Below are 8882 nucleotides of genomic sequence, written 5' to 3'. Positions count from 1 at the left end.
CATCACTGGCAAACGGGTGGTCCCATGACCGTGGCTAAACCCTGCTCAAACCGGTCCCATCACGGTGGCGGTCGACACACACGATCTGCGGCCTCAGCGACCGATAGCGCTGGGTTAAGCAGGATCTGCAACTCCTCAGGAGTAAATGTCGGCTCGGCGTCCCGGGGTGCCTCGTCCCACCCGGCTTCGCTGAAGCCGGAAAATAGTTCCTCGCACATAACTATCCTCACGAAAGGTGGAGTAGGGGTGAGCATTTCGGTGGCCGAGGCACAACAGATCAATGCCCGGCTGTCGGTGGGCTCCGTCGCCCTGGGCGAATGACTGGCTGTGTTGATACTACCGGCGCCACTCTCAGATCGCCGTCCGCCCACGAGCTGAGACAAGAGCCCGATCACTCCGGCTTCTGTAGAGGCGAGACAGCAAAATATTCGCTTGCGCTGCTTTTGGCCGCGCGCATCACAGGTGGTGGCATATTTGTCTAGCGAACAGGTCTCGCGTTTTCTTTGAGGCGTCTTTGCGCTCGCGTGGAGGCGAATTCGGCTTGCCCGAGCTCAACGATACGCAGCGCCGGACGGGGCTTTGTGGTTTCGCGTTTTGCGCCACTCGGTTTCCGGGTCAGACGCGCGTAGGGTGGAAGGCATCGGCGGTATTTTGTGCGCGACCGGTCTGGGTCGTGTCGTCGCGGGTTTGGAATGATTGGCCGGTTGGTGGCCAAGAGGGATTGGCGCAGTGACGCTGGAACAGGCCCGCAGAAGCTTCACTGAGTTTGACACACCGCGTGTTGGCACGCCACGATTGCGCTTGAAGCCCAAGGCGTCTCGCAGCGGGCGTGTGGCTGGGGGATGGTGGCCGCGCGGCGATGACCTCACAGCGGAGCTGCCGGATCTGATCGCGGTGTTGTCGTTTCAGGTCGGCGAGATTGCGCGCGTGACGTACAACTTCAACGAATGGATCGAAGCGCCCACCCGCCTCGTCACCGGCGGGCGACCGGTCCAGCTCGACGGAGTCGACCGCCAACCGTTGAACACCATTGAGGTACTCGGACGTGACAGCAGCACTATCGCCTTGCTGGTCGTCCCGTGGTACACCGACCCGGAGTGCGCGTACGCGGTCGTGATGGCGGCCGCGGTACCAAACGACGCGGCAAGTATTGACGACTTGCTGATGATCAGCGAGCAGGACCGGGAAAGCCGCACAAGAGCAATCGCCGCACAGGGGCGCTGGGAATCGCAAGGCCGATCCCAACTAGCGGCGGGTTCACCGGACCGCATCGCCCGTGAGGGACTAAAACATGGCAAGTGACGAAGCATCATTCAAAGCCTTCAGCAGCTTTGGTGTTGACGACCTGCCTCTCGAAGCACCGATTTCACAGCGGATGCTTCGGCGACTCGAGGACATCGACGGTGCTACGACCGCTGGCCCCACCAGCGCGGCTGCGCGTGCGGCCCTGGCATCCAACGTCGTTGCGCACTCGCTGGTCGAACTCGAGTCCGGGCTGATTGAGCCGCAACGACACGCTGGCCGAAAAAGAATGCTGAAACCTTCGGTTGTCGGGAAGGATTCTGCGAACCTGGCTCAACAGGTTTCGGTGGGGGAAGCGATGGGGCGCTGATGGCTACCCGCTTGCCTGCCACAGCTGCGGCGTTGCTAAACACCCAGACGTCGACAACGCGGGCGCCCACCGTCGCAGTGGCCGTCATTGAGGCGTCCGGTCAGCTCAGCCACGAGCGGCTACACCGGCTGGTGGCCTCGTCGCTACCGGGGTCGGCGCGCTTCCGCAGCCGGCTGGCAGGCAAGCCATTCGGTATGGGACAGCCCGTGTGGGCCGAGATCGACGACTACGACCCGACTCCTCAGATCCATTCCACAACTGTTGGCGCTCCCGGCGGCCGCAGCGAGTTCGCCGACCTGATCGGGCGGCTGACCACCGGACCACAGGATCGCCACTTGTGGGAGGCGTGGAGCATCGATGGCCTGGCGGGGGGCCGGTGGGCGCTAGCGGTGAAGATGTCGCCTGCGTTGAGCGACGCGGGCGCGGGATCCGCGTCGCTGTGGCCGCGGCTATTGACCAACGGTGGGCGCGACGACCTGGCCAAGAATCTGCCGCCCCAGTCGAGCCCGGGGGCGCCCTCACTCGGCGCGCTGCTCATCGACACGGTGAGCGAGCTCATCGAGAACAACGTCACCGGCGCCTGGCTGCTCGCCGAGGCCGTAGCGGGTGCGCTGCGCGCCGCCCGCGGCCGGCTGCGTGGCACGGGCGAACCCGAACCCATCTCACCGGCTGCGTCGATGAGCGGGCCAGTGCCGCACACCGTGTTCAACGCGCCGCTGACCCGGCGGCGGGCAGTGGGTTTCGCCTCGATCCCGCTGAGCGACTTGCAGAAGGTTAACAACGCGTTCGGGGGCAGCATCACCAATGTTTTCCTGGCCGCCTGCACGCTGTCGCTGCGCGCCTGGCTGCAGCGGCACGCCACCGTGCCCGACGAGCCGCTCCTGATCCAGATGCCGCTCGCGTCGCCAGATGCCGATCCCACCGCGATGGGCAATCCGTTGACGGTCGGGCGACTTCGCCTCCCGGTGCAGCTCGACGATCCTGTGCTGGTCCTCACCAACCTCCACACCGCCACCGATAGGTTGAACACCACCCGCGAGCGCGACATCGAAAAACGATATGTAACAGTTGATTTCGAGAGCATCGCGGCGGTGATCCCACCGTTCGCGGCCCGCGCAGCATCGCAGCTCTACACCCGACTGGGCCTGGCACCGATCTGCCACGGCAGTGTCTCGTACCACGCCGGCAAGCCCGTGCCGGCGTACTGCGCGGGGGCTATGGTCGTCGGTATGCACACTGTGGCGCCGCTACAAGCTGGTTGCGGGTTGACCATTGCGCTGACGTCGCGCGGCGACGTGCTCGATCTCAGCCTGTGCGTGTGCCCGGACAACGTGCCCGCAGTCGAGGACATCGCGAGCGGCATCGCAGAGTCGGTCGATGTCCTGGTGGCGGCCGCACGCGAATCCCCTCGCGGCCACGGCCGTTCGGTCGTCACGACGTTGACGTCACACGGCACCAGGCGTTCGCATGGCCGGCGCTATTAGGCGCGGTGCACCCGTACGCGCCGGTCAACAGTAGGCTCCCGACTGTCGAGGCACCGCCCGGGCCGCCACGGCCATCATGGTGTGATGTGCGTCGTCTGCGTCAGTGTGAGCGGGCACTACCAGCACGACGATATTATTGCTGTTGTGTCCGGCGACGTTGATGATGATTCACCGGCCGGCGGTCCTATCTCGCGAGTCGTTCGTCTAGGAGGTATCGCCGATGCCTCTGAGAGTCCTCACACTTCGGGTCGCATCAGCGACCCTGCTGCTAAGCGAGCGCCGCCGGGATTTGGTCCAGATGACTCCGTTGACCGCATCACACGATAGCGACCGATCGGCTTCAGCAGCTGGCCCTGGTCGTGATGACAGGCGAACGCCCCACCGCGACACCCAGGCATTTACGGGCACCAAATGGTGTCTCGGTGCACGAAAAACGTGCTGTCGCAGCCGAATACAGTTCCTACGCGGCGCACGTGCTAGTCTTGCCGGGGATGCCCGTCGGCATCCGTTCAGAATGAGAGAAGTTGAAGGTATGACACAGGGAACTGTGAAATGGTTTAACAGCGACAAAGGCTTCGGTTTTATCGCTCCGGACGGCGGCGCAGCGGATGTGTTCGTCCACTACACAGAAATCCAGGGAAACGGCTACAAATCGCTCGAGGAAAACCAGCGAGTTGAGTTCAATGTCGAGCAGGGGACCAAGGGTCCGCAGGCAGTTGGAGTGACTGCCGTTTAGCGTGCGAGCTCGACCCCGTGTGGGCTGGTGGGTGCTTTCCCGCCAGCCCACCGTGCGTTGAGGGGTTCTCGGCTCACACCGGGCAAGCGTAGGCTCAAGGCACCGGGACCATCCAGGCCCCGTTAGCAAGGGGTCAGTATTGCCGACAAATCTCCGGCAAATGACGATCAACAAGTCCGGTGACTTCTGAAGAAGCGGGCAGTCAAGCACCCCAAGGTGGCTCGCATTGTCGGCCGCCGATGTGCTGTACATCCGGAAGCGTTGATACACAACACCTTTGACTAGACCTCGCGCCCGTTCGGGACGCGACGTAGATAGGGTCGGTGGTATGTCGCGCGCGACCATCTGAGGTCGCGTCGTCGCCGATTCAGGTTGACATTGGCCGGTTGGCGGCCAAGACGGGATGGCCGCTATGACACGACACGAAGGCCGGGCGGTTGCCGGGGGCCACCGCCCAGGCCCGGAGACGACACCACGGCTGCGGATGAAGCCCAAGGCGCCGATAAGCGGGTATGTCGACGGGGCATGGTGGCCGCGCAGCGATGACCTTGCAACGGAGCTCCCAGATCTGCTGGCGGTGCTCTTGGTGCGACTGGGCTCCGTTGACCGGGTGATGTACGACCTTGCTGCATGGCCGAAGGCGCCGGCCCGGCTGGCAACCGGCGGGCGATCGGTACGACTGGATGGGTTCAGCTACCAGCCAGCCCACACCCTCGAAGTGCTCGGGGTCGGCCGTGGGCGGGTCCTTTTGCTGGTGGTGCCTGCGAGCACCGATCCAGAGATTGCACACACGGCGATGATGACAGCGGCGGCGCCGGGCAACGCCTCCACGGTCAGCGACCTGCTGGGGATCAACGACAGCGGCCGACAACCGCCGGCCGCGTGTTACCGGCCGTCCTTTCACCGACGTGTCCGCAGGTCTCGGGCATGACCGTGAAGGTGACACTTCCCGGCGGGGGAAGCGATGAGTACATGCGGTTCAGTGACGTCTACGTCAAACACAACAACGGCACGCTCGAAGTCCTGCGGGTCGGCGCCAGCCAGGCACACAGCTATGCCCGCGGCGAGTGGACCGACGTCGACGGCGACCAGAAGCGCACCAAGAGGCGCGGTTTCTGGGGGTGATCAAACGCCGGCCGGTCGCCCGGGGCGACGTCGTCGTCCACGCTCGCGTGTAGATTAGCTGCTAAGCCGTTCGTGTGGGCACTGCCACCGTTGACGTTTTGTGTGTAGATGACCAGCTCTCGAATCGATTGCTCTTCGCTTGAAGACCAACGTTCGAGCCGAAGCCAAACCAAGTTTAAGGACCCCGCATACATGAAATCGACCGATTTGTTTTCACATCGCTACCAGCCCGAAGTCGTCTGCCAGACCGGTCGCGAATCAGAGCCGGTGCAACTACCGACTTTCTCCTACCACCCCACGAGCGATTCCGCCGCTGCGACGTCGCCGTCGTGAATGGCTTGACCGGGACGCGCTGGCGCGCTCGACCCGCCGGGCTCGCCCCGCACAGCAGTTTGGGGGGCAGATATCGACGGCACGCGGTGACTCTCGACGCTGGTGTCGTGGACGCGAATCGCCGGAGCTCATCGTCGCCAATGTTGTCGCTTCGTGCGGTGCGCTGGCGCACGGGGGACGGTGGTGCTGCCGTACGGAATCGGGCATGCTGCAATCGGTGTCGTGACAGTGCCGCTTAAGTGATCTGCGGGCCGCGATCGGGGCCTGACCGTCAGGCGACAACAGGAGGCACAGATGAGGCGAGAGGTCGCCGCTGAACTTGAGGTTGAGATCACCGCGGCGACGACCTTGGAGTTCCAGATCGCCGTTGCACCGCATCCCAACGCCGAGGTAGCGGAGTCGTTGTCGTTTGTGTTGGACGGAAAGCCTTTGCAGCCGTTGGAGATCAGCGGTGTGCACGGTAACCGCATCCACAAGTTGGACGTTGCGGTGGGTAACCTCAAGGTCGACTACGCCGCGACGATCGTGGGGCACACCGATCCGGCACCGGTGACCGAGTACGACCTATCGATGTACCTTCGTCCGAGCCGCTATGCCGAGTCCGACAAGTTCTTCGGCTTCGCGGCAACCGAATTCGGGAGCTACCGCGATTCGACAACGCTGTTGGAGAAGGTTTCCCTTTGGGTCGGCAGCCAGCTGAACTATGTACCCGGCTCGAGTGACCCTATCGATGGAGCGGTGGATACCTTGCTCTCCGGTGCCGGCGTATGTCGAGACTTCGTGCATCTTGTGGTGGCGCTGTTACGGGCCGCCAACGTCCCCGCTCGTGCCGTTTCGGTGTATGCGCCCGGCCTGTACCCGATGGACTTTCATGCGGTAGCCGAGGCGTTCGTCGAGGGGCACTGGCGAGTGGTTGACGGCACGCTCTTGGCGCCGAGGCAAACCCTGGTGCGGATCGCCACCGGACGCGATGCCGCCGACATCGCCTTCCTCGACAATCACAACGGCGCGATCACACTGAACAAACTGGTGGTGACGGCCGTCGTTGACGGCGAGCTGCCCAGGGACTCGATCGAGCAGCTGGCCTCGATTAGCTGAAGCCCGGCTGCGCCCAACGGTTTTGACGCGAGCACCGGCAGACCCATAGTTATCGGCAAAAAGGATCTGCGGCCGGACCCGACGATCGGTCGCGCTGAAATACGCCGGGCGAATCGAGGCAATCTTCGCTCTTCTCCTCGCGTGAGCGGGCTAAGCCGCCTCGCGAAAGCTGTTGTGCATCAGCGTTTCTTGTCATCAAGCTAGGGCCCGGTGGGATGAGACAACGCCGAGTCAGCTGACGAGGCCCAGCGCGTGGGCACGCCGCAGCTTGCCCGACGGGGTTTTCGGGATCATCCCGGGCTGAAGCACCACCACGTTGCAGGGCCGGACGTCAACCTCGGCGAACACCTCGTGGGCCACCTGACGCTCGATGCGACGCACCTGCGCCGGATCGTCGTATTCCTTGGATTCCACCGCCACCGCGAAGGTCTCCCGCGGGTGCCCGGCGTCGAGGCGCACCGCGACCGAACAGCCCGGTCGCACCCCCGCCACGCGGCAGGCGGCGCGCTCGATGTCGGCTGGGTAGATGTTGCGGCCCGCCATGATGATGACGTCTTTGAGCCGCCCGCAGACGACCACGTCGCCGGTCTCGGTGAGATAGCCCAGGTCACCGGTGTCATACCAGCCCCGCGCGTCCTGCGCCGCGACGAACCCGCCCGCGGTGATGTAGCCGTTGGTCACCGGTTCACCGCGTACCTCGATGACCCCGACGCCCCGCGGCGGCAGCACGTTACCTGCCTCGTCGATGACGCGCAGCTCCAGGCCGTCCAACGGGCGGCCCAGCGAGACCAGCCGCCGGGTATGTCCCCTGCTCGCCGGGATAGCGCGATGCAGAACGGCCAGCAGGTCGGCGTCGACCTCGTCGACGAGCATGCCGGCGCCGCACGCGGAGAACGAGACCGCCACCGTCGTCTCGGCCATGCCGTAGGCGGGAATGATCGCCTCGGGTTTCAGCCCGAACGGCGCCCCGGCCTCGCAGAGGTCCGCGACGTCGAGCGGGTCCACTTGTTCAGCACCCGAGAGCGCCCACCGCAGCGAGGACAGGTCGAAATCCCCGGGGGCGGCGTGTCGGCGCAACCGCTTGGCGAACAGGTTGTAGGCGAAGTTCGGCGCGGCGGTCATGGTGCCCTTGTATTTGTCAATCAGCTTGGCCCACAACAACGTATCGTGCAGGAAATCCATCGGCGTGACCTTCACCAGCTCGGCACCGACATACATCGGCACCGTCAGGTAGCCGGTCATGCCCATGTCGTGGAAGCACGGCAGCCAGCTCACGATCACGTCGGTGTCGAGGTCGAAGTTGCAGCCGAGCATCATGGCTTCGGCGTTGGCGACGATGTTGGCGTGTGTGATCTGGACGGCCTTGGGCGATCCCGTCGAGCCTGACGTCAGCTGCATCAGCGCCACTTCGTCATCGCAGGTGTCCACCGGCCCCATCGGGGGGTTCGCGAGCAGCGTCTGGGCGGTCAACACGGTCATCCCGTGGCCCGAGAGCACCGGCGCGGCGGCCAGGAACGGCTCGGAGACCACGACGGCTTTCGCCGAGATCATTTTGATGACGCTGGTGGTCTCGTGGGCCCAGCGCTGCAAGTCGGTGCGGGGTGTGGGCTGATGCAACATCGTCAGGCTGGCCCCTCGCATCCACACACCTTGGGCGGTCGGCGCGATTTCGACTGGTGCGCCGGCCAGCACCGCGACGGCGTCGCCGCGTCCGATGCCCGCGGCGGCCAGCCCACCGGCCATCCGGCGAGCCCGCTCGTGCACCTGGGCCCAGGTATGCCGCGTCGGCGCGTGCGGCTCCCCGGTCACCATGCCCTTGGGGCTGCGCCGGGCGCTGTCGTACATCGTCTCGGTAAATCGGCTCACGGCGATCCCCTTGGCCTACGCGACATTGCGATGCGTGTTCGGTGTGTGAGTAGCCAGCGCGTATATGCAGGCGCGCCGGGAATTTCGGAAGCCGCTGGGGTTCGGTCGTCATCGAGTACTGCGGCGTTGACGATGACTGCGGACGTGCGTCAAACCCTTCGTATTCACCCCAGATGGTCCGCCGCTTCGACCTGAAGCGACATGGCCGTGGATGTCAGACAGCCTGACTGTACAGACCCGATACGCGGCCAGCACCCAAGCACGCTTAATTCGGCATAAATCGTGACAATCGCCGCTGAACCTGATGCCGCGACGGGGCGGTGAGCGGCGCGCTGGGGAAAGAGATCAAGGACGTCGTCATGATGCTTTGGCGTACCTGCGGACTAAGTCGTCATCGGCGAACGTACTTGTGTGCTGTAGGCCGTTGTCGTCGCGGCCAAAAAATGTCCACCGCCGGGGAGTTGTCTGTGGCCCACTGATCATCTTGACGGTCAGGCGCATCTGGGTGGGAAGCAGCGTGCCGATGATGTCACCGACGCGGATCTGCGAGGGATTGGAGCATCCCGGGTTTGATGCACACCTCGTTTTGTGTGACCGGGGTGTCCGATCTGAACGGTGAGCGTAGTAC

8 protein-coding genes are annotated in these 8882 nt (G+C 64.4%); 6 read left to right on the top strand and 2 right to left on the bottom strand.

Features of this window, described 5'->3' with window-relative positions; translation table 11 throughout:
* The first annotated feature begins 729 nt into the window (after positions 1-729).
* The 6 genes from AWC07_RS05130 (at position 730) to AWC07_RS05100 (ending at position 6388) form a co-directional block, all read left to right on the top strand.
* Positions 730-1302: a DUF5994 family protein gene (locus AWC07_RS05130; protein ID WP_051507901.1), complete on the top strand. Its 573-nt coding sequence runs from the start codon at positions 730-732 to the stop codon at positions 1300-1302.
* Positions 1303-1611: 309 nt separating this feature from the next.
* Positions 1612-3096, top strand: a complete 1485-nt coding sequence (locus AWC07_RS05120; protein ID WP_036411695.1) for a wax ester/triacylglycerol synthase domain-containing protein — start codon at positions 1612-1614, stop codon at positions 3094-3096.
* Positions 3097-3628: 532 nt separating this feature from the next.
* The gene (locus AWC07_RS05115) at positions 3629-3832 is read left to right on the top strand and encodes a cold-shock protein (RefSeq protein ID WP_036411693.1); all 204 of its coding nucleotides are present in this window, start codon (positions 3629-3631) and stop codon (positions 3830-3832) included.
* 412 nt (positions 3833-4244) lie between these two features.
* Positions 4245-4763: a DUF5994 family protein gene (locus AWC07_RS05110; protein WP_036411699.1), complete on the top strand. Its 519-nt coding sequence runs from the start codon at positions 4245-4247 to the stop codon at positions 4761-4763.
* Positions 4760-4957, top strand: a complete 198-nt coding sequence (locus AWC07_RS05105; protein ID WP_036411691.1) for a hypothetical protein — start codon at positions 4760-4762, stop codon at positions 4955-4957. The genes AWC07_RS05110 and AWC07_RS05105 overlap by 4 nt, the downstream gene beginning before the upstream one ends.
* Before the next feature lie 627 nt (positions 4958-5584).
* Positions 5585-6388 (top strand): transglutaminase-like domain-containing protein, encoded by an 804-nt coding sequence (locus AWC07_RS05100; RefSeq protein WP_036411689.1) that lies wholly within the window; start codon positions 5585-5587, stop codon positions 6386-6388.
* A 231-nt stretch (positions 6389-6619) separates the two neighbouring features.
* On the opposite strand, the gene AWC07_RS05095 is transcribed toward AWC07_RS05100, so the two are convergent.
* Both AWC07_RS05095 and AWC07_RS29490 read right to left on the bottom strand, forming a co-directional pair.
* On the bottom strand, positions 6620-8254 hold the full coding sequence (locus AWC07_RS05095; RefSeq protein WP_036411688.1) for a fatty acyl-AMP ligase: 1635 nt from the start codon (positions 8252-8254) through the stop codon (positions 6620-6622).
* Positions 8255-8611: 357 nt separating this feature from the next.
* The gene (locus AWC07_RS29490) at positions 8612-8797 is read right to left on the bottom strand and encodes a hypothetical protein (RefSeq protein ID WP_084293446.1); all 186 of its coding nucleotides are present in this window, start codon (positions 8795-8797) and stop codon (positions 8612-8614) included.
* Positions 8798-8882 lie beyond the last annotated feature (85 nt).

Source organism: Mycobacterium gastri, assembly GCF_002102175.1.
Taxonomy (GTDB): domain Bacteria; phylum Actinomycetota; class Actinomycetes; order Mycobacteriales; family Mycobacteriaceae; genus Mycobacterium; species Mycobacterium gastri.
Note: the sequence above shows the minus strand (reverse complement) of the source record. Positions and strands in the feature narration are given on the sequence as shown.

Coding starts and splice junctions, on each gene's coding strand:
- AWC07_RS05120 (WP_036411695.1), top strand. CDS start 1,612: ATGGCTACCCGCTTGCCTGCCACAGCTGCGGCGTTGCTAAACACCCAG.
- AWC07_RS05115 (WP_036411693.1), top strand. CDS start 3,629: ATGACACAGGGAACTGTGAAATGGTTTAACAGCGACAAAGGCTTCGGT.
- AWC07_RS05110 (WP_036411699.1), top strand. CDS start 4,245: ATGACACGACACGAAGGCCGGGCGGTTGCCGGGGGCCACCGCCCAGGC.
- AWC07_RS05105 (WP_036411691.1), top strand. CDS start 4,760: ATGACCGTGAAGGTGACACTTCCCGGCGGGGGAAGCGATGAGTACATG.
- AWC07_RS05100 (WP_036411689.1), top strand. CDS start 5,585: ATGAGGCGAGAGGTCGCCGCTGAACTTGAGGTTGAGATCACCGCGGCG.